Here is a 22281-nt window from a genome sequence, read left to right as displayed (position 1 = left end):
GACAATAGTAGTGCCAAAAAAAACCTTCCCAAATTATTTTTAGAAAGGTGTTAAATTTTTTAAAGCTACTATTTATATGCTGTAAATCTGGTTTAGTGATATAACATTATATTTAATAGTTTATAATAAGATTATGAAACACGTTCTGGTTAGTAATTACTAAATGATTTACCATAATTAAATATTATTTTAATGTGATGTTAAGGAGTAACAAATTCTTTATCGCTTAATGTATTTAAGAATGCGATAAGATTGCTTTTTTCGGTATCTGTAAGCGGAATTCTATTACCATTATCTTTTAAAATAGGATCTAGATTATCTGCCTCTAAAACACCAGCATCTAAATAGTCTAGAACATCTTGTAAGGTTTCAAACTGGCCGAAACTTCCATAAGGAGCTGTATAAGCTATGTTTCTTAATGATGGGACTCGAAAACTCATATAATCTTCTAGTTTTCCAGAAACTCTAGCGCGCCCTGCTTCTTCGTTATCTGTATTTAAAGGAAATCCGATGTTTCTAAAGCTCTGATCTGTAAATAATTCTGTGCTGTGACAGCTTATGCATTTTTGTTGAAACACCGTGTAACCAGCCGTTTCTTCTTCTGTAAATGTTTCACCTTCGTCTCGTTTTACTTTGTCGTATTTACTGTTAGAAGAGATTAAAGTGTATTCATATTGTGCAATACTATTGTAAATTCCATCTGCAGTAATGCCTTCACCATTAAATGCTTTATTGAATAATTCTTCATAAGAACCATCTGCTTCAAGTTTGCCAATAACTTCTAAAATAGAAGAGTCCATTTCTTCGTGCGTAATAATAGGTACTAGTGGTTGCTCTTCCAATTCTAATTTACTTCCATCCCAATTATAGAAACTCATAAATGCCATATTTTGTATTGGTGGTGCATTACGAAGTCCTATTCTGCCTTCTATACCTATCGCTTTTTCATTATGGTCTGCAAAGGCATTTGCTTGTATATGGCAGGTAGAACAAGAAATAGAATTATCTGTACTAAATTTTGTTTCATTGAATAGTTTTTCTCCCAATTCTACACCATATATTGTAGGCACATTAGTATAAACGGTGTTGTTAAAATCAGGAAAACTAAAGGGAATATCTAACGAGATTTCTAAATTATTATAAGAAATAAGCTCGGAATCATCATTACTACACCCAGTTAACAGTAGGAGTAGAGCGATATTTCTTATGATGTTTTTCATTTTTTAATATGTATTAAAACTAATAAAAAGAGCCAGCTTGATATAATATCGAAGCCGACTCTCGGATTTAGGTTTTTTAACTTAGTTTTCTACTGCTGTAATAGAGAACATTCCTGTAATATCGTCTGTACCATCTCCACCAATATTATCTACAAACTTCATCATTTCTGTAGATGTGTGTGCACTTGGTGTTGCGTTGTTAGTAATATCATCTGTAGTTACTAAAGTAATTGTATAGCTGTTTCCGCTTAATAAATAATCAAAATCTGCTTCAATTTTAATTGTAGGTGCATTATCTCCAACCATGGCAAGTGTTGTAAGATCTAAAGTAATATCTCTATACGCATCTACACCTTGTGTGTATGTGCTTTCATCGTCTACAGTACCTTCTACAGTACTTCCAGAATGGAAAGACAATTCTTTATTATCTGTATCGTAAAAACCTTCTATTTTAGTAAAACGGTATCCCGTTCCCCATTCCCAATGCATTTCTGTATCGTTTGCTCCTGTAGCAGCATAAAAATTAGGGAAACTTACTTGGTCTAAAGTATTTAACTCAGATTTTACTCCTAATCCAAATTTAATTTGGCTATAATCTGCTGTTGGGACATCGCTTAAAACGTACGATAATGTTTCAGATTTAGATTGGTCTATAACTGTTGCGCCATTATCTAAATCGTTTACATGATAAGGAATTTCTGTTCCGTCTTCTTTAATTAATCGAATGTTACTTATTACATATTTTAATTCAGAAAAGTGGTGTACTTGTCCAGCGTCTGATGTGTTTACAGAAGCTTCTGCATCTGTTGCGTCTCCTAATACAATTGTAGTTCCTGAAAACGTATTAGTAAATTCTAAAGTTACATTGTTTGCAACAGGAGTATCGTCGTCACTACAAGATGCGAATGCTAAAGGTAAGATAGCTAGTAAAAGGTAATTTTTTAAATTTTTCATTTCTTTGATTTAATTATTAATAGTTATTTGGTTAATTTTTATAGGTCTATTTTTAAAGACGTAAAAATATTACGTCCCATTCTCGGGATATTTCCCCAGTCTGCATAGGTGCTATAGTAGGTGTTAAATACATTTTCTGCACCTAATTGAAATACTGTTTTGTAATTTTTAATGTAAAATGTGTAATCTGCAGAGATGTTCCAATTGGTGTAAGATGGTGTTTCATCTTCTCCATATTCTGGACTGTAATTAATTTGTTTTAAATCGCCATTAAAAGACGTTCTAATACCAAATTTTTGATACGAATAATGCAAAGAAGTCTGATAACTCAAAGGGCGAATAAATGGTAAATTATTTTTGTTTTCATCTAATCCGCGTGCATAAGTTAATGTCCCTTTCCAGTGTAAATTGTCTAAAATAGAGTAGTTGGCATGCATTGAGAAATTAAATAATGTGGCATGATCTAAAGACGTATATCCTTTTACTCCAACCGACTGATAATTCATTGGACTTCCCTGACTTAAAATGCGTCCGATAATATAATTCTGAATATAGAAATAGTTTACTTGCGCCTGAATACCTCCTTTTTTGTTTTTAAAACCAGCACTTGCATTGGCTTCATAAGAGATTTCGTTTTTTAAATCTGGATTTCCTATATAATCATATCTATCAAAACTGTTATAAATATAATATCCGTAACCTTCGGAAACAGATGGTGCTCTATGCCCGTAACCACCACCAACAGAGGCATCAAAACCAGCCGTGTTAAATTTATAACTTGCATATAAATTTGGTAGAAAACGTGTTTTCTCTTGAGATGCTCCAGGATGAAAAATCCAATTAAATTCTATGTATTTAGAGTAATTGTAATTTACACCTAAAGTTCCTCCAAAATTTAACTGGCTCTTTTCTGAAATATCCCACGAATTACTCATAGAAAGTCCAGCATAACGTGTGGTTACCCAAGGCCAACTATATGCAAACATGGTTGTTTCGCTGTAATCTTGGGGATACATACGCATTTCTGCAATAGATAAATTATTGTAAGCATTAATTTGTATTTCAGAAGCATAATTTTCTGTTTTCAAATTTACTTTAGACAATAAACCATACGTTGTGCTCCAACCAGGCATATCCATATGCACTAAGTTTTCTGGTCGGGTAGTGTCGTCCATATAGTGTTCTATAGCATTAAAATACACTTTAGTATCCCAAACTTTTATCAGTTTATCTTCAAAAAGTTGTTTGTATGCTACAGAGGTAATTAATGCTCTAGATAATGATAAATCCATAGGTAATGCGGGGTAACCAACATCTTGGGCTTTATCGAAAATAGCATCTACTCGCACAGACGATAAATTTGTTGTTTTATAAGCAAGACCTAAAGATGTATTGAATTTTTCGTATTGCGAATGTTCAACTTCATCATTATTCCCATCTGTATAATTTTTTGCTTTTCTATACGAGATACTTCCGTCTGCCACCAGTTTATCACTTGAGTACGATACATTTCCGAGGTTAAAAAACTGGTTGTTATTAAACTCAAAACCTGCTTGGTATGCACCGTTCCAGGTTTGTCCTATTCCAAATGCTGTACTTTTTCGTTTTAAATCTATACTTCCAGCTACGGTTGCACCATGCATGCTTCCTTCTTGCCCTGATTTTACATCAATATCAGACAAGCTATTAGTTTCTACATAAGATGTTACCGGATCCATTTTATCGGTACAAGCACCAAAAATATGCATCCCATCAATAGTAACGTTAGAGCGTTCGGTACTCATATTATTAAGTAACGGTTCCCAGGCGTAAGCACCACGTTTAATAAAGCTAATATTGTCTGACGATGCTAAAAATTCATCTACAGAAACAGCCATTTTCATATCTGTTTCTATCTTGTTTTTTTTAGCAGCAATAACAAGAACTTCATCTAAAACCACATCCGAACTATCCCTTTTTATCGGTGTATTCTGAGCATTTGCGAAAGTACCTAATACAAGTATTATAAGTGTTATGCGTTTCATGCCTAAAATAATATATCGATATAAAGTTCACTTTTAGCGCCTTCAATTCCCGGGGTAAACTCTGTAGAAACTTCTGTGCCTTTTAACGTTTCTCCGGCTGCATTTTGAAGTATAAAATTTAAGGTCCAGTTTCCTGTCATGGTGTAATTCACAACACCGTGATATAAACTATCACTTTCCATAGTTAAATCTACATTGTTAGGAGACGAGTGATTTCCCATAGATGCTTCTGGCATTCTCGGGTCTAAAAACAAGGTGTAATCTTGCACTGCAGAATAAGAATATTGAGACAGATCTGGAAAAGTTCCTGCTGCTTCTGTGGGCTGATTGTATTTGTAAATTCCAACAACCAAATCGTTTTCTGCAACACCCGGACTTTGTGGAGCGACTAGAGCAATAAAGTATTGTTCGTTATCACTTCCTGTAAAGGCAGTCATATTTAAATTTAGATTGGTCTGTTCTTCAACTGTAATAGGTTGATTAATAGCATACGATTGAGTCCCAACCTGAAAGGCTATAAATAACTGACAACTTACTGTAGTGTCACTTTCACTTGTAAATACGGCAAATCCAGAATAATAATCTTCTGTAGCATCATATTTTAAATTATAAGCATGCGGACAAGAAGATGTGTTTCCATTAGCATCTGTAAAGATGGGTAAAAACGTAACATCTGCATTTTGCAAAGCTTCACTGGTTACTGTGTTTATTATGTTTAAATGGATCTCGTTATAGCCTTTGTAAAGCGTACCATTTAAGGCTTCTAAATTTATGGTATAATCTCCGCTTGTTATAGACGTTACGTTTTCGTATTCTATATATTCGGTCGTTTCGGTGCTTAATTCAGCTTCGTAATCGGTTTTCTCTACGGTACACGATGATACCACAACGAAAATTACGATTACAAAAAAGTGTAAACGTTTCATTATTTATGGACTGTTTCATTAAAAACTGTTGAAAATAGAGTAGCGCAAATACAGGAACTTTTCTATTTTGAAACATTCAAAAAGGATAGTTCTATTTTAGGTTGATGCAATTATTTTAATCACAATCAGGTCGCTACAAGACATAAATAGAATACTCGCATATAAGATGCATAACGAAAGCTTAGTAGAAATTTAACCTACTTTAAAGCTGTAACAAATGGGTATACTTTTTTATATGTGTGAACATAAAAAAGCATATACAAGCAAGTTGCTAAACCTAAGTTTTGCAAAATACCAAGCATGAGTTATGGAGTTTCTATTTGTATAATGAAGCTATACGAGTGGTGGATGAAATACAAAGCCCATATAACGGAACTTGTAAATTTTGTTATAAGAAGTATCTATTTTTAATGGTTGCTCTTTAGGAAAGAACAATAGAAAATTAATATTTGCGTCTTGAAAGAAAACTAAGGTGTTTTCGAAAGAAAAAGAACTTCCTTTATCGTTATTACCCTTTTCTGAATCTGAAGCTTTTGCTAATTGTGCTTTTAAATGACATTTTCCATTACAATGCATTTCTGGAACGTCTTTATTTACACAAAGCTCATTTTTAATATAATCGTAAAACGCAGCGTATTCCACTAATGGAATTAGTGGTTTAAAAACTAGAAATAACGCTAAAAGTAATGTCGCTGTTTTCACTTCGCGAATTTCTGTAATTTTTTTAAAGTTTCCTAATCTTAAAACGGGTATAATAGTTAATGTTTTATAAGCCACGTTAAAATAGTGTGAATTAATATTTTATTAATTGCTGTATTATAGTAGATTAGGTTTGTTGGTTGAAAGTGTTTATGTTAATGAAAATAAAAGACGTTTTAATCTTAATTTAAGTAATATGGCTGATTATTCCATCAATAAAAGTGCTGAAAATTAGGTTTATTTTAAACCACGATCTTTTAAAAGTTGTGCTATTTCTTTGTTTTCTTTAGAACGATTAACAAATTTATAGATGAAAAATAACGGAATTAAGGTCACTAAACCAAGGGTGTTTTTTACTACACTATATACAATTATACCAGCCATAAGACCAATAAGAGTGGCGTTAATAATAGCAAAGGATTTTACTTGTTTTGTTTTGTCTAATAATTCTTGATCTGTTAATCTTGAAAGTTCTTGTTTGGACAGGTGCACGTTAGGTTTTGTCTGTATAATCCTTAATTTTTGGTTAGTTTAAATTTAGTATCTATGGTTTTGTGTTCATCGCCATAAAAAGTAACATCTAAATTTATTTCCCAAGTTGTATCAGATGTTTTTTCTCCGCTTATTGTTCCTCTAGGATTTACATCTTTAGCTTCGTTATAAGGGAAAAAGCAGAAACATGACTTTGTATATACAGCATCAATAGCAACTAGTTCTGTATCTGTGTACGAAAAACGGTCTAACTCCGGATCGATTTCGAATCTAATCCATTCTGTAAATCCACCGTCATACGTGTTTAAATCTTGTCCGGCATCATACATATATTCAAAAAACTAATTTTTCACCAGGATTAACTTCACCATATTTAATGTAGGTTTCAGTATCATAAGACACCACAGTCAATTCACTTTGTTCGGTAAACGTGTAATTGTAAGTTTCTCCGTAGCCATCATCGTCACTGCTGCAGGAAAACACTAATACACCTAGTAGCACAAATATGTAAAGCTTTTTCATTGTTTTAGTTTTACAAATTAGTATTGATTTTATGTTGATATTACTATTCAGATTTAACTAATTTGTAGCTGTAGTACCCTATATTGTTTTTAGAGGCAGAGAATACCAGAGAATCTCCCGTTTTTGTATAATCGTAGCTTTCGTTTAGAATAAGATCCCAATCAAAATTCGCTGTCCAAAAATTTTCATCAAAAAATTCTAAAGTTGTTACATTACTATTAAAACTTCCGCTGCCACCAGCAGGAAAATTATTTTCATTTCCGCTAGATATATAAGTATTATCTGTATTAAATTGAACCGTTACAGGGTTAGAATAAGTTATACTGTCGTTATATGTAACAGTGAACTCTCCGGTGTAATTTCCGTAAAATTGATCGTTATTAGTTGTGTCATCATCAGAATTGCACGCAAAACTCAGTAACAAAAACACACACAATATAATCGGGTAGAACTTCTTCATTATTGCTTTTTTTATAGAAGACAATATAAGAAAAAGATTACGTAGTAGATCTATTTTTTTTATTAAACCTCTAAAAAATAGACAGTTTAGACTCTGTTGTAAAGGCTTCTAAGAATTTCATTCCTTTAAACGAATTTCCATTATCATTTAATTTCGGACTCCAAACCGCAATGGTATATTTGTCTGGATGCACAGCTACAATACCGCCACCAACGCCACTTTTTCCTGGCAATCCAACTTCAAAAGCAAATTCTCCAGACTCGTCGTAAAATCCGCAGGTTTGCATTAAAGCATTTATACGTTTAGACTGGCGTTCGGTAAGTATTTCTTCTTTGGTATAGGTACAACAGCCGTTATTGGCTAAGAATAGAAAGAGCTCAGAAAGGTCTTTACAATTCATTTCTAACGAGCACAGATTAAAATAGAAATCCAGCACATCGTCCGGTTCGTTAGTTATGTTTCCTAAAGACTTAATAAAATTACATAAAGCAATATTTCTATAACCTACTTTTTTCTCAGACTCTGCAATTTTACTGCAATAGTTAATGTTTGGGTTATTAGAAATACGTCTTACAAAATCTAAAAAGTCGGCTTTTGGGTGTGCTAATTCTGTTAATAATATGTCCGAAATAACTAAAGCACCCGCATTTATAAACGGATTTCTAGGAATTCCCTTTTCAACCTCCAATTGTAATAACGAGTTAAATGCATTCCCTGATGGTTCTACATCTACGCGTTCCCAGATTTTTTTACCTAAAATTTTATAAGCCATCACTAACGATAAAACTTTGGCAATACTCTGTATAGAGAATTTTTCGTCGCAATCGCCCATACCAAATCCGCTTTGGTCCATGGTGGTAATGTATACCCCAAATTTTTCAGGGTTTATATTTGCCAATTCAGGAATGTAAGCTGCTAAATGGCCTTCGTTTTCTATGCCTTTAACTTGATTGTAGCAGTTTTCTATAATGTTTTTAATATTCACGGCGCGCTTTGGTATTTAATAAAAAGTATTGAAAAAGAGGCTAAAGTAATAAATACAAACGGAATAGTTCTTATTAGCACGTTTTAGTGTTAGGACAAGTAATTATATTATTGCTGCATTGGAAGTAATTGTTTCTTTGTTAATGTAATAGACCTTCTGTTTTCATGATCTTCAACTTCAATACTAAACGTATCTGGTAAATCTTTTTTAGTCCAATAATTATACAACGCTTCTGTGTTTAATCCAGATACATTTACGCCATTTATGGTTAGTATTTGTGTACCAATTTCTATAGGATTTTCTAATGGATAATCGTTTTTATATCCATAAATTATAATTTTATTAGTTAAGTAATTGGGATGAAAAATCAATTGGTATTCAGAGATAATATTAGCCTTAATAGGTTCGTTTTGATCTAGATAAAACACTTCATTACTCCAATCTAGTGTCACTGTAAAATGCTCAAAAAAAGTGTTACCTATTAAATTAGATCCATTTTCAGAAAACGTAACCAGTTGGTCTTTAATTTTTAAATTATCAAGTAATTCTAAATCCAGTAAAGCACTGTAATCGGTACTTGTTAATATGCCATTGGCTCCTATACTATTAACACCTGTTTTGGAAATGTTAGGTATGGTATTAAGGGTGTTTAAAGTGTTTAAAGTAGCTATTTTAGTACTTATGTTACCGCTAGATCCTGTATCGAATGTAAACAGATCTTCAAACGTATTTAATTTTAATTTTAGTTTTGCATCGCCGTGTTTTCCGGATTTTGTGTTAAAATGATAGGCATTAGGGCTAATATGAAATGCATCTATGTTGTTAGTAATTCTAAGGATTTTATTTTTATAATCTATTTGCCATTTTGCCTTTCGCATTAAATTACTTCCTATAATTCCTACGTAATTATCTTTCCCTAAAAATTGATATGAATAAGAAAGATCTGAAGTATATGCGCCTGTATTTAGAAAATTGATATTTCCAATCTTTAGGTCGGCTATAGTGTAATATGTACTCTCTTTACTAATGCCATTAGAATCTGAAATATCTCCATTAACATTATTAGATTTAAGATTAATAGATTCTATTATACTATAATCTATCATTGTTAAATCATTTCCTGTATCGAATATAAAAGGGTAGTTTTTTCCATCTATATATACATCTAAAATAATCTGATTTTTAACATATCTAAACGGAATTTCTTCAAAATATTGGTCTTGTTTAACTTCACCTTGTGTAACCGTTTTTAATCTTTTTAAAGCCGAACAATTCACTAAAAAACAGGATGCTAAAATAAGTAGGAGTAGCTTTTTTTTCATACGTATGTTGATTAATTTTTTTAGATGTAGTATTGGTAGTAAATAACCAATTTAAGAAATAAAAACTAAACTAAACATTTTAAGACACTTTAGCGGTTCCTTTACTCTGAAATATAGGTGTTTGTATAACAGTCGTTACAATCGCCCACAAGAATAAGTGTATTGTTAGAAATAGTTATAATTTGTCTGAATCCATTTTCTTGAATTAGCATTTCTTGAGTGTCGTTAAAAAGTTCCGAAGTTCGGTTTTCAAGCGTGTAAGCCGTTTTAAAGTTTAAAACCTGATTTTGATAACTTGCAATAGAATCAGCCGAAATTACAAGCGTTCTACTTTCGCCTGTACTTTCTGGGGTTTCTGTAATGCCCGCCAAACCACCAGACGCACTTTGCCATTGCCAATCTCCTGTTATTTCTGAAGTATAAATAATGTCGTCAGACTCTGAACAACTCGAAAATATTAATGTGATTAAGGAAAGAAAGATGATTTTTTTCATTTGGCTAGTTTCTTTATAGATGTACTAATCTGTATTTGGTTGCGTGGGGAGGATGATTGTTAACTAAAAACTCTTTTTTATATCAGGCCACCACCTTCACTTTTTATCCAATCTCTAATTATATATTCTTCAAAATCATCTTCCTTAGCGTGTTCTAGTACTATTATTTGAGGTTTAGTATTTGTGTTTTCATGTATTAACTCAATTTCTTCACTTAGAACTTTAAAAATATCTTTTACTCGTTCAATATTAACATCAAATTCAACTTTTTCTTCTGGATCATTTAATTCAGTCTTCTTAGCGGTTCTAGGGAAATAAACTTGACTAGGTTGGTCAATCATTAAGAAAGTTGGAATTATTGAATTAGGATTACTACAAGATAAATGTAAGAAAGATAAAAACAAGGAAAGGTGACAGGCTAGCCAATTTGCACCACTTCCCATTTCGTCCAATCTTATTTTTTCTGAATTATGTTTATGATAAAAACTAAAATCATCAATATTAAAATGAAAGTTAATCGGTTTAAGTTCTTCTTCAAAATCTAATTTACTAGCAATTCTATCCATTTGTGTTTTAATGAATAATTCTGTTTCTGATTTGAATAGTTTTAAATCTTTATATTTTAATAATTGTTTATTATATGATTTTAATTCTTCTTTTAAGCCAATTAAATCTGAAGTGAATTTAGATAAATCGTTAGATTCTAAAAGATGTTTGATTGTTGTTTCTAAAACTCCTTTTTGGTGTATTATTGATTCTCGTTTTCCTTTTATCTTTTCTATATCAATATTTTCTTTTGTAAGTATTTCAATACTTTTAGAAATTGATTTTACTTTAGAGGTTATTGATTTTCTGTCTAATCTAAATTTCTCTATTATCTGAGTACTGTCTTTTGAAAAGGTATTTACTTTTGTTAACTCTTCAATCAGTTTATTTTTAGAATCATTTAGTTTATTAATGTTCTCATTGATATGTGAAACAGAATTATCGCAAAGTGGACAAGATAATTCACTTTTTGAAGTATTATAATTTTGCTTAGCTTTCGTTTGTCTTAGGTGTTTCGCATAATCTAAACTATCTCCTGAATTTGATTGTAGACTAGAAATAGCATTTTCAATTTCATTTTTCTCAACATATAGTACTTCTCTTTCATTTTCTAATTGTGCTACTTTAGTAAATGATTTTGTTTGGTCAGTAAGAATTTTTGGCGGAATGGGTAAATTAAGACCTATTTTTTTTAATTCACGTAATGAAAGTCCTTCTTTAAGAGTTAGGTCTAACATTGTATAGTAAATTTGTATTTGGTCTCTAATATTTTCAGCTTGGTTTGTTGTTTTTTGTTGAATTCGTTCTAAAACTTTTTGTTCAGCTATAATTTTTCTTTCTGTCTCCTTTATTAGTTTTACCAATTGATAATATTCACTATCAGCTACACCTAGTAGAACAGGTAAAGCTTGAATAACTCTTTTACGTTTTACCAAATCATCAAATCTATAGAATAATGCGTGTTTGTTGGCTATTAAATTTTGATGTTGAAATAGAAAAGATACGGTATCTCTAATCGATAATTTTCCAAAACTCTCGTAATCTGATTCTAACTTTTTTAATGACAAACCTAGTAATTCTTCAAAATCATTTTGAACATCATTCTTAATTGGTTTTAGTGATATGTCATTAAAATAATCATATTTAATATCTTCAATTACTTTATAATCAGTTTCTATTTTTAAGTATGCACTTCTCATATTACCCGTTTTAGGTGCAGGACGACCAATAACAATGTAATAATCACTTACTTTATAAATGACTACAAACAATTCTGTAAAATCGATTATCTTTCCTACAGGAACACTTGACCTTGATGAAAATAGACAATAATCAATTATTTCAATAAGTGCACTTTTTCCAGTCTTTGAATCTCCAGTTATGATATTTAAACCATCTTCAAAAGGTACAAATCGTTTACTGCCTGTATTGCTGAAAACAACAATTTGTTTTATAGTTGTACTCATATTTCTGTAATTCTAAGTTTTTTAAATACTGATAAATATTGCTCCTTTCCTAAAATAACACCTAAATTATATGATGATTTATATATTGGTTTTAAATAAATATCTTTTTCAGTATTAAATTGAATATCAGTGCTTGGCATTAAGTATTTATCTATTTCTAAATCAATTTCATTAGCTAGCATAATAATTGCTGTATTTGTTATTTCTCGATAATCATTTATCTTTTGATTTAAAGAGCTTCTAAAAATATCAAAATCTTTGTTCTCAATAAACGGATTGAATTTTGAGTTTTTATTTAAAAACTTTAATTTATTTTGAGCTTGCTTATTGTATATAAATGGTAAAGCAAGATATACTAATTCTGTCTTTATGCATTTTGAGTTAACAGATTTAGCACCACTTAAAAAGTGATGTAAAATTTTACTAGTATGAAATGGTGAAAATATTAACCTTTCTATATCACTTGCTTTCATCTTCTGATTTTAGATTAATATCAATGGTTTTAATTTCTAAGTTATGCAATAGCCGACCTTTAGGATAATACGATCTTGTATTTGTAATTCCTTCTATTTTAGTTTTAGAAGAAATTTGATTAATGCTGTCATCAAAAAAACGTCTTGATTTCTCGTTAGTATCACATTTTTCGGTTAGTTGGTCTAAGTGACTATCTTTAAGTTCTAGAATAACTTCTTTGATTTCTTCATCATAGTTATCAAGATTTTCAGATAAGCTAGTCCTTGCTTCAACCATTTTGATTTGACTTTCAGAAGCTTTTAAATAATTATCCATTGACTTACCAATTTTCCTTTCATATTTAATTTTTTCTAACTCTTTTACGAATAAAAAATTATCTTTTTTAGTCATGTCAGCTATAGCATTTGAAATTGGAAAATTTAAATCCTCAATTTTATATCTATTTGCAAAAGTCCGAGAATTTTCTCGGAAAGAATCTATTACAATTTCCCAAATATAGTCAGATGTATTAACTAGCTGAAGTGAAATATATCCAAATAAATAACAAATAAATTCCTCTCTATTTTTTAATTCTATATGACTTGTTACAGCTGGATGTTCTAATAAAATATCTTTATAATATTCTTTAGCTGATTCTTGATTATCTTTTATTTCAAATTTATCAAGAAGGTTTTCTAACTCCTTTTTATCAAATGTTTTTACATTATTGTAATACGCTTTAATTGTATCATTTGATATTACAGCTAATATTTTATTTTTTTTATCTGTTTTACTTAAGTTTTTCCACTTTTCAAATATTGAGCCTACTTTTATTTCTGCTGTAGTATGAAGTATGAATTTATCATAAAAACGAAAAGTATCATATTCTGTTATTATATTCGAAAGAGTTTTCCAGAAGTCAGGATGTGTATCAATTAATTTTTTATCAACTTTAATTGAATGCTTAACTTCTGTTGATGTCTTTCCGTCCGAAATATCCCCCAAACATTCTAAATAAATTTTTGTGCCATCTTTTGCTTCAAAGCATTCCTTTAAAGCAACCATTTCTTGATATTTAAATCCTAATATTTTAGTAGAAGCATCAGATTTTGAACTCATTTTTTATTCTAATTAAAAAATATTTACAGTGTAATACCATAAAGTTTTTGTGTATATCCAAATATACTATTTTATAAAAACCTAAGAACTATCTAATCAGCTGTATTTTAACTAAATAATATCACCCTACAACAAGTTTAGTGTAACGATAGTGAAGTAACAACAGTATCCATAGCAAGCTATAAAGCGTAAGCCAAATATGACTTACGCTTTATAGCTATAGTGTTATAAAATGGGCTTATTTAGTATAAGCGCCAGAAGAATAGGTTAATTCGTAACTGTGTGTATAGATTTCGAAAACAATTCCGAAAGGATCTTCTACGTAACACATTTTAAATGGTTTTTCTCCAGGATAGTATGCTCTAATTGGCATACGTTGTTTTCCGCCATAGGCTACAATTTTATCAATTAAGTCTTCAATGTTTGGATCTTGAATACTAAAGTGGAATAATCCGGTGTTAAACGGACTAAATTCTGGTGCTTCTTTAACGCCGTGAGGGAAAGAGAAAATCTCGACACCAACGCCATCTGAAGTCGATAAATGGGCAATTTCAAACTCGTCCCAGTCTTCCCCAAATACATCCATACACATAATACCAATGGCTGTTTCCTTTTCTTTTTTAATGGTAGATGGTTTCATAATGGTGTACCAACCCATAACTTCTGTATAAAATTTTACTGCTTTTTTAATATCTGGAACCGTGATTCCAATATGTGAAAATGATTTTGGATAATCTTGTTTTACTGACATAATATCTAATTTAGATTACAAATTTAGTTTATATATGCTTGTTTGGCAAGTACTTACCAAAATGTGGTATAGTTACTTAAAGTAGTAAAATAATGATTATCAGATAAATAAAATTTAATTTTGAACAAAGAAAATAATTGTCCGCTTAATTACACCATGAATTTAATAGGTACAAAGTGGAAACCTTTAGTATTATTTCACCTTTTAGAAGGCGATTTACGCTCTGGAATTTTGCAAAAGCATATAGAAGGTATTTCTAATAAAATGTTTACGCAAACGGTTAGAGAATTAGAAAAAGACGGACTTGTAAAAAGAACCGTGTTTCCTGTTGTGCCACCAAAAGTTGAGTATGGTTTAACGGCTAGAGGAAAATCTTTAGAGCCTATTTTAAAAGGTCTTGATGCTTGGGGCGCTAAAGATTGGAAGCAGTCTTAATATAATTTATAGATGATATTTAATAATCTTCGTTAAATGAGTCCCATAAAAATAGAAACATAATATAAACCGGTAAGTATAAAGACCACGCCAGCTACGGTACGCATTACTTTTTCAATTTTTGTAATCTTAGTGTAGAACATCCCTACTTTTCCTGCTGTAAAAGCGAGTAAATACGTAAAAAGAATAACAGGTAATCCTGTACCTAAAGCGAAAATTACAGGTAAATATAAGCCGTCTGCCGATGCAATTGTCATGGGAATTAGCATACCAAAAAACAAGGCTCCACTATAGGGGCAAAAGGCTAAAGCGAAGACCACACCAATTAAAAAGGCTCCTAAAAGGCCTTTATCCTTGAATTTATCTGAGAGTTTTTCTTGAAAGTTAGATGTTCCTAGAAAGTTGAGTTTTATCACGTTTAGCATGATTAACCCAACAATAATTAATAACGGACCTAAATATTTTTCGCCATTCTGATTGAAAAAGCGTGCAATATGGAATTTGCTAGCTCCAAAATATAGAATTAATCCTATGGCAGTGTAACTAAAACCTCTACCTAACGAATATAGTAACCCGCTAAGAAACACCTTACGTTTGCTTGCAATGTTTTTAGATATAAATGCAGTAGCTGTAATATTGGTTGCCAAAGGGCACGGACTAATGGCTGTCATTAGTCCGAGTATAAATGCTGATAAAATAGGAATGTTGTAATTCTCTAAGAGCGATTGAAGCACATCCATTTACAAGGTGTTTAATGCAGTGGTTATTCTAGATTTTAATTCTTCAGAGAATGCTGCTTGATCTGTTCCATTCATAAATGCAAAATCTGTTAAATCTATGTGTTGTTCTTTTCCGTCTTTAATCACGTTTAACATTAAAGCGGTTCCGGCAGCTTCAAATTTTTCTGCAATTTTTTCGTTGGCTTTATCATCTACATTAATGACTTGAAAGGTCACTTTATTGTCTTTTAGTTCATTTGGGAAATAGGTATCTAAAGTATATTTTGTGTTGGCTTCTATGGCTTTACACGTCATACATCTGTGAGTAGAGTGGAAGTCTAATACTTCTATTTTAGATACTGATTGGTTTACAGCTTGGTCTTCTTTTTTAGTTTGTCCGTTGCAAGCCGTTAGCAAAAATGTAATGCTTAAAACGGTTAAATATTTGATTGCTTTCATAGTTTATAAAATTAATTAGTTACAAATAGATTTATTTTTGTTGAGTATATCTGTTTTTGTGTAATCGTGTTTTATTAACGGATTCCATTTAAAATTTGTAAGTTCGGTAACCGTAAAATTAGTTTCAGAATCTGTAGTGAGTAAATGTTGTGTAAAATGATTTTCTAATATTTTAAGTGTCTCTAAATCGCAAGATGAAAGTGTACCTTTAATGGCTTTAGCTCCCATAATATCTATTTCTGGAGGTTTAACACCCAGATTCATCTGGATTTTTACGGTTTTTAGATTGTCTATTCTTTGTATAATGTAAAATCCATTTGTTATTGAATCATCTACATAAAAGGAATTGTATTGATAACGTCCTCCGGTAAGATAGATGGCCGCATCTGTAAGGCAAGGCGAACTTTTGCTAACTATACGCGTGTTGGTTCTGTCTATAATTCCATTAGGATATAAGATATGCATTCCGGCTTTAATTCCTAAAAAACCTTGAACAAGTCCGTCGCATAAATGTCCATGAAAATGTTCTAAATCCTGAAGATTTATGTCGTGTTCTAGAGTTAACTGCCCTTTAGAAAAATCGGTATCTAGTACAGTAATTTCTGGTGTTGTAGTCTGATTTTGTTGTTCATGACCTTTGGACTGACAACTTATTACTGTACTTAAAATTAATATGACTACTATATTTTTCATAACACCATATTAAATAAGAATCCCGAAAAGATTATAGCAAGTGTCACTACCCCAAAGAAGATAGCAATTAACTTTAAAGACATTACTTTTTTTAATAAAGTAGCCTCAGGTAAGGATAAGCCCACAGTTCCCATCATAAACGCAATTGCTGTTCCTAACGGAACACCTTTAGCAACAAAAACTTGAATAATAGGAACAACACCTGCAGCATTTGCATACATTGGTACGGCTAAAATGACAGCTAATGGTACAGTCCACCATTGACCACCACCTAAAAATGTATTAAAAAAGTTTTCAGGAACATAACCATGCATTGCACCACCAATGGCAACACCAATAATAATATATAAAATCACGCCTTTTATAATGTCCCATGCATTTTGTGTGATTTCAGGGATACGTTGTTTAAAGGTTCGTTTTTCTTCTTGATAATAGTCTTGTTGTTGTTTTTGTGCCATGATGTTTTTAACCCAATCTGAGAGTAGAGGTTCTAGGTTAAATTTACCAAGAATCCATCCCCCAAGTGTTCCAAGCATAATTCCAGAACTTACATAAATTAAAGTGGCTTTTACACCAAACATACCCAGAAACATTGCAATTGCGACTTCGTTAACTAGAGGCGAGGTGATTAAAAATGCAAAGGTAACACCTAACGGAATTCCGCCTTGTACAAAACCAATAAATAGTGGTACAGATGAACAAGAACAAAAGGGAGTTATCGCTCCGAAAATCGATGAAAACAGGTATTCTAATCCATATAGTTTATTCTTATTTAGATAGTTTTTTAAACGTTCTATCGGTAAATAAGTATTTACTATTCCCATAATAAATACGATAATAAATAATAGAATTAAGATCTTAATAGTATCGTAAATAAAGAAATTTAAAGCAGTTCCGAGATGGGTATCTGCCCCAATTCCACAAACAGAGTAGATTAACCAATCTGCGAAATGTTGTAACCAATCAAACATATTAAAGCGTTTTTATAGTTCCGGTAATGGCACAAGCTAATTTTACTGTATTGTAAATTGTACCGTGTTTTTCAATGTTCTTTTTTAATAAATCTACATTCAGCTTTTTATCTGTGCTGTAAATTTTTAAATCATAATGAATGTTTTCCATTCTAGGCGGATTTTCTAAACGTGCTGCTTCTACATGTACAGTTGCTTTTGTGTATGAAAATTTCATCATTGCAGAAAAGCGTTCTACATTTTTAAGCATACATGCCGAAAATGAACCTAAGAATAATTCTGCAGGATTTGGTAATGTGTCTGCAGTTTGGGATGTGGTACCAAAATCTATATGCGAAGATTTAATATGAATCTCTGCATCCTGATTTGAAATGGCAGATGCGTTGATTTGATAATTCATGATCTTTATTTTAAAAGTTCTAATACTTCTTTTTTTGAAGGCACTCTTCCTTTTATAGTAATGTTACCATCTACAACTAGTGCAGGCGTACTCATAACATTATACGTCATAATTTCTTCGATGTCTTCTATTTTTTCAACATTAGCATCTATGTTGTTTTCAGAGATTACATCTTTTACAACGCCTGTCATTGCTTTACATTTTGGACATCCAGTTCCTAAAATTTTAATTACTTTACTCATAATAAGTGTATTTGTTTATCGCCAATAAACGATAAGGTTATTAAAAAAATATCATTTAAAAAAATCTTGAAATAATGATGTTGCAAGCTTCCAATTGTCTTGATTAATACAGTATTTTATTTTTGGTGATTTTAATTCGCCCTGAATTAATCCTGCATTTTTCAATTCTTTAAGATGTTGAGAAATGGTAGACTGAGCCAAAGGAAACACATCTACTAAATCTCCCGTAAAACAACACGATTGCGCATCTAAATGTTTTAAAATGGCAATACGTGTTGGGTGTCCTAATGCTTTTGCAAATCGTGCTAAAGCTTCAGTGTTTTCTTTGTATTCGATATGTTCTAAACTTCTTTTCATATTTCTTATCGTAAATGTACGATTGATTTTTAAGTTGTAGTGTGACTTATGTCACATTTGATAATTTTTTTGATAAAAATAAGAAATGTATAGCTGCTATTTCTCTTTAACAGATTATTTAATGGTCATTCTGAGATTGTAGTTAAGTGGTTGTCTGTATTGAGAGTTTAAATATTTTTTAGATTGACACGTATTAAAACATTACTGTTAGTGAATACTTATAAAATGAGATGTTATGCTGTGGTATTTATGTTTTTTTTAAGTCCTATTTTTTTGAGAAATTAATTATTAATCGTAATATTACAATAAACAAGTATTTTGTTATATATATTAAAAAAGAAAACTGTATTACAAGGAATGAATCATTTTTCTAAAATGCCCTTTAACGGATACTGCACATTTATAAAACCGAAATCATTACTAGGTAATGAAAAATAAATATAATATCATGAGTAAAGAACAAGAACTAAAAGACATTGTAAAAGCACGTTATGCTAAAATTGCTGAACAAGATAAAGGAGATAATGCTTCTTCGTGTTGTGGTGCAACGCCGTCTTCTAATAAAGTGTATAATATTATGATGGACGATTATTCTAAAACAAAAGGGTATGTTGAAGATGCCGATTTGGGTTTAGGTTGCGGACTTCCAACACAATTTGCTAAAATTAAAAAAGGAGATACGGTAATAGATTTAGGTTCTGGTGCAGGAAACGATTGTTTTGTAGCACGTCATGAAACTGGTGTTGAAGGAAAAGTAATTGGTGTAGATTTTACGCCTATTATGATTAAAAAAGCCCGAGTTAATGCTGAAAAATTAGGCTATAATAACGTAGAATTTAGAGAAGGTGATATTGATAATATGCCGGTTAATGATGATGTTGCAGATGTTATTGTAAGTAATTGTGTGCTTAATTTAGTGCCAAATAAACAAAAAGTAATTGGTGAAATATATAGAGTTCTTAAACCAGGCGGACATTTTAGTGTGTCTGATATTGTATTAATTGGAGCGCTCCCAAAAGCATTACAAGAAGATGCAGAAATGTATGCAGGTTGTGTAGCAGGAGCTATTCAGAGAAATGAATACTTACAGCTAATTACAGACCAAGGGTTTAAAAATATTCAAATTCAAAAAGAAAAACCTATTGTTATTCCTAACGATATTTTAAGTAAATATTTGTCTGAAGAAGAAGTGAAAGCTTTTAATAACGGTGGGGTAGGAATTTTTAGTATTACTGTATATGCCGAAAAACCAGGAATACCACAAGAGAAAACATCTTTAGAATTTTCTGAAATAGAACCTTCTAGTTGTTGTTCTCCATCTACCGGATGTTGTTAATTAAAGTATATAATTGGTTAAAACAAAAACACCAGATTTTACATGTTAACGTAAAGTCTGGTGTTTTTTACTTTTATACGTGTCGTATTTACTCGGTAGCTCCTCTTTTGTCTATTTCTATGGCTAATTTATAGAATACTCTAAAGTCTTTTTTATTATATTTTGCTCGCATAGCAGACAACACATCTACTAAACCTAAACTACACCAATCCCAAAGCATAGTATCGAAATTATATCTTAACATTTGCGATTTAACTTCTTTTCTAATGGCTTCTAATTCTTCTTTATGAATCCCTTTTTCTGACAGTTTTTCTACGATTTTTTCTTCGTCTTCCGGAGAAAATTCAGTGTCTAGAAAGGGTTCTAAAATCCAATCCCAATTCCATCGGTGTTTCACTAACTTAATGTCATGGCGTTTAGCAAATTGTTCTAATTTATCTTTTTGTGCTGCAGCGATAAAAACAATATCATCTTCTATTTCAATACTACATGTTCCAAAATCAAGACTAATAGCATGTATTTTATTAGGCCAAATTTTTTTTTTAGGGTAAGCAATAGAAGGCTCAAAAGGATATTCTGTAATTTCTATATGGTGTTCTAGGATTTCTGACTTCCCCACACCACAGAGTAAGGTTTTAACGTCGTTATATTTTGTATTATAAAAATTGTCTAGCAAAGACGACTCTTCTTTTTCGGGCTTAAATATGTTTTTAAAAAAATTCAAGGTTAGTTAATGTTTAAACGTGTTATACATTCTAGTTAGTTACTGTTTTCTGAATTTTTGGTATGAGTTTGTCTAAATATTTAGTACTGATAAATATCAAGTTAAATCTTGTAATATAAAGTTAATCATTACAGGTGTAACAACAGATATAATTTACATATTTTTAATTATTGATATTTAGTTAATGTCTGTTTATTTTTCAGATTTTAAAACAGATTTTATATCGTTTAAATTTCCATCTACACTACTAGGGACACTAAGATCTAATATTTTACACATTAATGGGTAAATATTAATATTTCGTGTTGAAGGCATAACATAACCAGATTTAAATGCAGGGCCTTTTGCATAAAAAATACCTTGCATATCTTTATTTTTAGGATCGTATCCATGCACTCCAACAGCTGTTATTCCGCCTTTTTTCATATCTTCTATACGTTGTGTTTTTCCAAAATAATAACCAAAATCAGGTATAATTTGTACACTTCCCCAGTCTTTATCTTGTGGTGTATATTCAAAACCAGGTGTATCTTTCGTTTTATAGACTTTAAAATGATTTTCTTTAGGTTTTAAATAACTTATAATAGAATCTACAGATACACCTTTTTTGGGATGAATATCTAGCATAGCTCCATTATCTATTAATGTATATAAGTTGGTATTAGTAACATTCTCTACAGCTAAAAAGTGTGATGGGACTACGGTTGTCATTCCGTGATCAGATACTACAATAATGTTAATGTCTAAACCTGTAGCAGCTGCACCATCAAATAAATCGCCTAAATTTTTATCTAAATTTAAAACAGCACTCTTGATTTTTTCTTCATTATTTGGTCCGTAACGGTGTCCGACATCATCTAAATCAGAGAAATACATGGTAATCATGTGAGGTCTTTCTTTTTCGGGTAAGGTTAACCATTTTAAAGACTCGGAAACACGAGTTTCATTTTTAACTTTTCCATCGTAAGTATGGTAATAGGTTGGGTGAATGCCTTGAATATTCGCTTCAGACCCTACAAAAAAGTAACTTGCAGAAACCATACCTTCTTTATCTGCTTGCACCCAAATTGGTGTGCCTCCGTAAAATTCGCCATCTTCAACTTGTTCTCTATTTTTAATACTATAAGTCGTTCCTTTTTTATAACTATAAAAAGAGTTTCCAATTAAACCATGATGATCGGGATACATTCCTGTGGCAATAGTGTAATGATTTGGGAATGTTTTAGAAGGGAAAGCAGGTATAAGCGATTCTGCTTTTACACCACTTTCTATAAATTTTGTAAGATGTGGTGGTTTATATTTATCTACATAATCCCAACGAAAACCATCTAGTGATACTAGAATAACGTAAGGTTTTTTTTGAGATGCTTTTGAGTTTGTTTTAAGACTAGGAGTAGCTGTGTCTTCTAAATTTTTACTTGATTTACATGAATTAAAGATGAAAGGAAGTAGAATTAAAAGTAGGAGATAAGTAACTTTTTTTTTCATTATGTGTTTATAAGGGATATACTA

27 protein-coding genes are annotated in these 22281 nt (G+C 31.1%); 2 read left to right on the top strand and 25 right to left on the bottom strand.

Going from position 1 to position 22281, the window contains the following annotated elements; genetic code table 11:
* Positions 1-200 precede the first annotated feature (200 nt).
* From GQR95_RS13175 to GQR95_RS13100, 16 genes are all read right to left on the bottom strand, one after another.
* Positions 201-1220: a cytochrome-c peroxidase gene (locus GQR95_RS13175; protein WP_159023598.1), complete on the bottom strand. Its 1020-nt coding sequence runs from the start codon at positions 1218-1220 to the stop codon at positions 201-203.
* A gap of 81 nt (positions 1221-1301) precedes the next feature.
* Positions 1302-2174, bottom strand: a complete 873-nt coding sequence (locus GQR95_RS13170; protein ID WP_159023597.1) for an MbnP family protein — start codon at positions 2172-2174, stop codon at positions 1302-1304.
* A 38-nt stretch (positions 2175-2212) separates the two neighbouring features.
* Positions 2213-4198: a TonB-dependent siderophore receptor gene (locus GQR95_RS13165; protein ID WP_159023596.1), complete on the bottom strand. Its 1986-nt coding sequence runs from the start codon at positions 4196-4198 to the stop codon at positions 2213-2215.
* A 2-nt stretch (positions 4199-4200) separates the two neighbouring features.
* Positions 4201-5124, bottom strand: coding sequence for a hypothetical protein (locus GQR95_RS13160; RefSeq protein WP_159023595.1), 924 nt, complete (start codon positions 5122-5124; stop codon positions 4201-4203).
* A 333-nt stretch (positions 5125-5457) separates the two neighbouring features.
* A complete protein-coding gene (locus GQR95_RS13155; RefSeq protein WP_159023594.1) occupies positions 5458-5901 on the bottom strand; it encodes a hypothetical protein in 444 nt (147 codons plus the stop codon).
* Between the two features lie 159 nt (positions 5902-6060).
* Positions 6061-6315 carry an FUSC family protein gene (locus GQR95_RS13150; RefSeq protein WP_233265930.1) on the bottom strand — a complete coding sequence of 85 codons (255 nt, stop codon included), beginning with the start codon at positions 6313-6315 and terminating at the stop codon, positions 6061-6063.
* A gap of 23 nt (positions 6316-6338) precedes the next feature.
* On the bottom strand, positions 6339-6644 hold the full coding sequence (locus GQR95_RS13145) for a hypothetical protein (RefSeq protein ID WP_159023593.1): 306 nt from the start codon (positions 6642-6644) through the stop codon (positions 6339-6341).
* Between the two features lie 4 nt (positions 6645-6648).
* On the bottom strand, positions 6649-6837 hold the full coding sequence (locus GQR95_RS13140) for a hypothetical protein (RefSeq protein WP_159023592.1): 189 nt from the start codon (positions 6835-6837) through the stop codon (positions 6649-6651).
* 43 nt (positions 6838-6880) lie between these two features.
* On the bottom strand, positions 6881-7297 hold the full coding sequence (locus tag GQR95_RS13135) for a hypothetical protein (protein ID WP_159023591.1): 417 nt from the start codon (positions 7295-7297) through the stop codon (positions 6881-6883).
* A 70-nt stretch (positions 7298-7367) separates the two neighbouring features.
* Positions 7368-8282 carry a glutaminase gene (locus GQR95_RS13130; RefSeq protein WP_159023590.1) on the bottom strand — a complete coding sequence of 305 codons (915 nt, stop codon included), beginning with the start codon at positions 8280-8282 and terminating at the stop codon, positions 7368-7370.
* Positions 8283-8389: 107 nt separating this feature from the next.
* Positions 8390-9604, bottom strand: coding sequence for a retropepsin-like aspartic protease (locus GQR95_RS13125; RefSeq protein WP_159023589.1), 1215 nt, complete (start codon positions 9602-9604; stop codon positions 8390-8392).
* Between the two features lie 101 nt (positions 9605-9705).
* Positions 9706-10098 carry a hypothetical protein gene (locus GQR95_RS13120; protein WP_159023588.1) on the bottom strand — a complete coding sequence of 131 codons (393 nt, stop codon included), beginning with the start codon at positions 10096-10098 and terminating at the stop codon, positions 9706-9708.
* A 77-nt stretch (positions 10099-10175) separates the two neighbouring features.
* Complete coding sequence (locus GQR95_RS13115; protein ID WP_159023587.1) at positions 10176-12110, bottom strand: DUF3732 domain-containing protein; 1935 nt, start codon at positions 12108-12110, stop codon at positions 10176-10178.
* The gene (locus tag GQR95_RS13110; RefSeq protein ID WP_159023586.1) at positions 12107-12583 is read right to left on the bottom strand and encodes a three component ABC system middle component; all 477 of its coding nucleotides are present in this window, start codon (positions 12581-12583) and stop codon (positions 12107-12109) included. Before GQR95_RS13110 ends, GQR95_RS13115 begins: the two co-directional genes overlap by 4 nt.
* Positions 12570-13682: a hypothetical protein gene (locus tag GQR95_RS13105; protein WP_159023585.1), complete on the bottom strand. Its 1113-nt coding sequence runs from the start codon at positions 13680-13682 to the stop codon at positions 12570-12572. The genes GQR95_RS13110 and GQR95_RS13105 overlap by 14 nt, the downstream gene beginning before the upstream one ends.
* A gap of 238 nt (positions 13683-13920) precedes the next feature.
* Complete coding sequence (locus GQR95_RS13100) at positions 13921-14433, bottom strand: VOC family protein (protein WP_159023584.1); 513 nt, start codon at positions 14431-14433, stop codon at positions 13921-13923.
* A 156-nt stretch (positions 14434-14589) separates the two neighbouring features.
* Between GQR95_RS13100 and GQR95_RS13095 the strand changes: the two genes are divergently transcribed.
* Positions 14590-14868 carry a helix-turn-helix domain-containing protein gene (locus tag GQR95_RS13095; RefSeq protein ID WP_159024313.1) on the top strand — a complete coding sequence of 93 codons (279 nt, stop codon included), beginning with the start codon at positions 14590-14592 and terminating at the stop codon, positions 14866-14868.
* A 32-nt stretch (positions 14869-14900) separates the two neighbouring features.
* On the opposite strand, the gene GQR95_RS13090 is transcribed toward GQR95_RS13095, so the two are convergent.
* The 7 genes from GQR95_RS13090 to GQR95_RS13060 are packed head-to-tail and all read right to left on the bottom strand — an operon-like array spanning position 14901 to position 18709.
* Entirely contained in the window at positions 14901-15608 is a 708-nt protein-coding gene (locus tag GQR95_RS13090) for an aromatic aminobenezylarsenical efflux permease ArsG family transporter (RefSeq protein ID WP_159023583.1), read from the bottom strand.
* Positions 15609-16046, bottom strand: a complete 438-nt coding sequence (locus tag GQR95_RS13085; protein WP_159023582.1) for a nitrophenyl compound nitroreductase subunit ArsF family protein — start codon at positions 16044-16046, stop codon at positions 15609-15611. It abuts the gene before it with no gap.
* A 15-nt stretch (positions 16047-16061) separates the two neighbouring features.
* The gene (locus GQR95_RS13080; RefSeq protein ID WP_159023581.1) at positions 16062-16739 is read right to left on the bottom strand and encodes a formylmethanofuran dehydrogenase subunit E family protein; all 678 of its coding nucleotides are present in this window, start codon (positions 16737-16739) and stop codon (positions 16062-16064) included.
* Positions 16736-17710, bottom strand: a complete 975-nt coding sequence (locus GQR95_RS13075; protein ID WP_159023580.1) for a permease — start codon at positions 17708-17710, stop codon at positions 16736-16738. The genes GQR95_RS13080 and GQR95_RS13075 overlap by 4 nt, the downstream gene beginning before the upstream one ends.
* A gap of 1 nt (position 17711) precedes the next feature.
* Positions 17712-18110, bottom strand: a complete 399-nt coding sequence (locus GQR95_RS13070) for an OsmC family protein (RefSeq protein ID WP_159023579.1) — start codon at positions 18108-18110, stop codon at positions 17712-17714.
* 5 nt (positions 18111-18115) lie between these two features.
* The gene (locus GQR95_RS13065) at positions 18116-18352 is read right to left on the bottom strand and encodes a thioredoxin family protein (protein WP_159023578.1); all 237 of its coding nucleotides are present in this window, start codon (positions 18350-18352) and stop codon (positions 18116-18118) included.
* 51 nt (positions 18353-18403) lie between these two features.
* Positions 18404-18709, bottom strand: a complete 306-nt coding sequence (locus GQR95_RS13060; RefSeq protein WP_159023577.1) for a helix-turn-helix transcriptional regulator — start codon at positions 18707-18709, stop codon at positions 18404-18406.
* 448 nt (positions 18710-19157) lie between these two features.
* On the opposite strand from GQR95_RS13060, the gene GQR95_RS13055 reads away from it, so the two are divergent.
* Positions 19158-20045, top strand: a complete 888-nt coding sequence (locus GQR95_RS13055) for an arsenite methyltransferase (protein WP_159023576.1) — start codon at positions 19158-19160, stop codon at positions 20043-20045.
* An 88-nt stretch (positions 20046-20133) separates the two neighbouring features.
* Here GQR95_RS13055 and GQR95_RS13050 read toward each other — a convergent pair whose 3' ends face one another.
* Positions 20134-20769, bottom strand: a complete 636-nt coding sequence (locus GQR95_RS13050; RefSeq protein ID WP_159023575.1) for a hypothetical protein — start codon at positions 20767-20769, stop codon at positions 20134-20136.
* A 192-nt stretch (positions 20770-20961) separates the two neighbouring features.
* Complete coding sequence (locus GQR95_RS13045) at positions 20962-22257, bottom strand: ectonucleotide pyrophosphatase/phosphodiesterase (protein WP_159023574.1); 1296 nt, start codon at positions 22255-22257, stop codon at positions 20962-20964.
* Positions 22258-22281: the final 24 nt, after the last annotated feature.

Origin of the sequence: Formosa sp. L2A11 (assembly GCF_009796865.1) — a bacterium.
In the GTDB taxonomy this organism is placed as follows: domain Bacteria; phylum Bacteroidota; class Bacteroidia; order Flavobacteriales; family Flavobacteriaceae; genus Formosa.
Note: the sequence above shows the minus strand (reverse complement) of the source record. Positions and strands in the feature narration are given on the sequence as shown.

Coding starts and splice junctions, on each gene's coding strand:
- GQR95_RS13175 (WP_159023598.1), bottom strand. CDS start 1,220: ATGAAAAACATCATAAGAAATATCGCTCTACTCCTACTGTTAACTGGG.
- GQR95_RS13170 (WP_159023597.1), bottom strand. CDS start 2,174: ATGAAAAATTTAAAAAATTACCTTTTACTAGCTATCTTACCTTTAGCA.
- GQR95_RS13165 (WP_159023596.1), bottom strand. CDS start 4,198: ATGAAACGCATAACACTTATAATACTTGTATTAGGTACTTTCGCAAAT.
- GQR95_RS13160 (WP_159023595.1), bottom strand. CDS start 5,124: ATGAAACGTTTACACTTTTTTGTAATCGTAATTTTCGTTGTGGTATCA.
- GQR95_RS13145 (WP_159023593.1), bottom strand. CDS start 6,644: ATGTATGATGCCGGACAAGATTTAAACACGTATGACGGTGGATTTACA.
- GQR95_RS13140 (WP_159023592.1), bottom strand. CDS start 6,837: ATGAAAAAGCTTTACATATTTGTGCTACTAGGTGTATTAGTGTTTTCC.
- GQR95_RS13135 (WP_159023591.1), bottom strand. CDS start 7,297: ATGAAGAAGTTCTACCCGATTATATTGTGTGTGTTTTTGTTACTGAGT.
- GQR95_RS13125 (WP_159023589.1), bottom strand. CDS start 9,604: ATGAAAAAAAAGCTACTCCTACTTATTTTAGCATCCTGTTTTTTAGTG.
- GQR95_RS13120 (WP_159023588.1), bottom strand. CDS start 10,098: ATGAAAAAAATCATCTTTCTTTCCTTAATCACATTAATATTTTCGAGT.
- GQR95_RS13115 (WP_159023587.1), bottom strand. CDS start 12,110: ATGAGTACAACTATAAAACAAATTGTTGTTTTCAGCAATACAGGCAGT.
- GQR95_RS13110 (WP_159023586.1), bottom strand. CDS start 12,583: ATGAAAGCAAGTGATATAGAAAGGTTAATATTTTCACCATTTCATACT.
- GQR95_RS13105 (WP_159023585.1), bottom strand. CDS start 13,682: ATGAGTTCAAAATCTGATGCTTCTACTAAAATATTAGGATTTAAATAT.
- GQR95_RS13100 (WP_159023584.1), bottom strand. CDS start 14,433: ATGTCAGTAAAACAAGATTATCCAAAATCATTTTCACATATTGGAATC.
- GQR95_RS13095 (WP_159024313.1), top strand. CDS start 14,590: ATGAATTTAATAGGTACAAAGTGGAAACCTTTAGTATTATTTCACCTT.
- GQR95_RS13090 (WP_159023583.1), bottom strand. CDS start 15,608: ATGGATGTGCTTCAATCGCTCTTAGAGAATTACAACATTCCTATTTTA.
- GQR95_RS13085 (WP_159023582.1), bottom strand. CDS start 16,046: ATGAAAGCAATCAAATATTTAACCGTTTTAAGCATTACATTTTTGCTA.
- GQR95_RS13080 (WP_159023581.1), bottom strand. CDS start 16,739: ATGAAAAATATAGTAGTCATATTAATTTTAAGTACAGTAATAAGTTGT.
- GQR95_RS13075 (WP_159023580.1), bottom strand. CDS start 17,710: ATGTTTGATTGGTTACAACATTTCGCAGATTGGTTAATCTACTCTGTT.
- GQR95_RS13070 (WP_159023579.1), bottom strand. CDS start 18,110: ATGAATTATCAAATCAACGCATCTGCCATTTCAAATCAGGATGCAGAG.
- GQR95_RS13065 (WP_159023578.1), bottom strand. CDS start 18,352: ATGAGTAAAGTAATTAAAATTTTAGGAACTGGATGTCCAAAATGTAAA.
- GQR95_RS13060 (WP_159023577.1), bottom strand. CDS start 18,709: ATGAAAAGAAGTTTAGAACATATCGAATACAAAGAAAACACTGAAGCT.
- GQR95_RS13055 (WP_159023576.1), top strand. CDS start 19,158: ATGAGTAAAGAACAAGAACTAAAAGACATTGTAAAAGCACGTTATGCT.
- GQR95_RS13045 (WP_159023574.1), bottom strand. CDS start 22,257: ATGAAAAAAAAAGTTACTTATCTCCTACTTTTAATTCTACTTCCTTTC.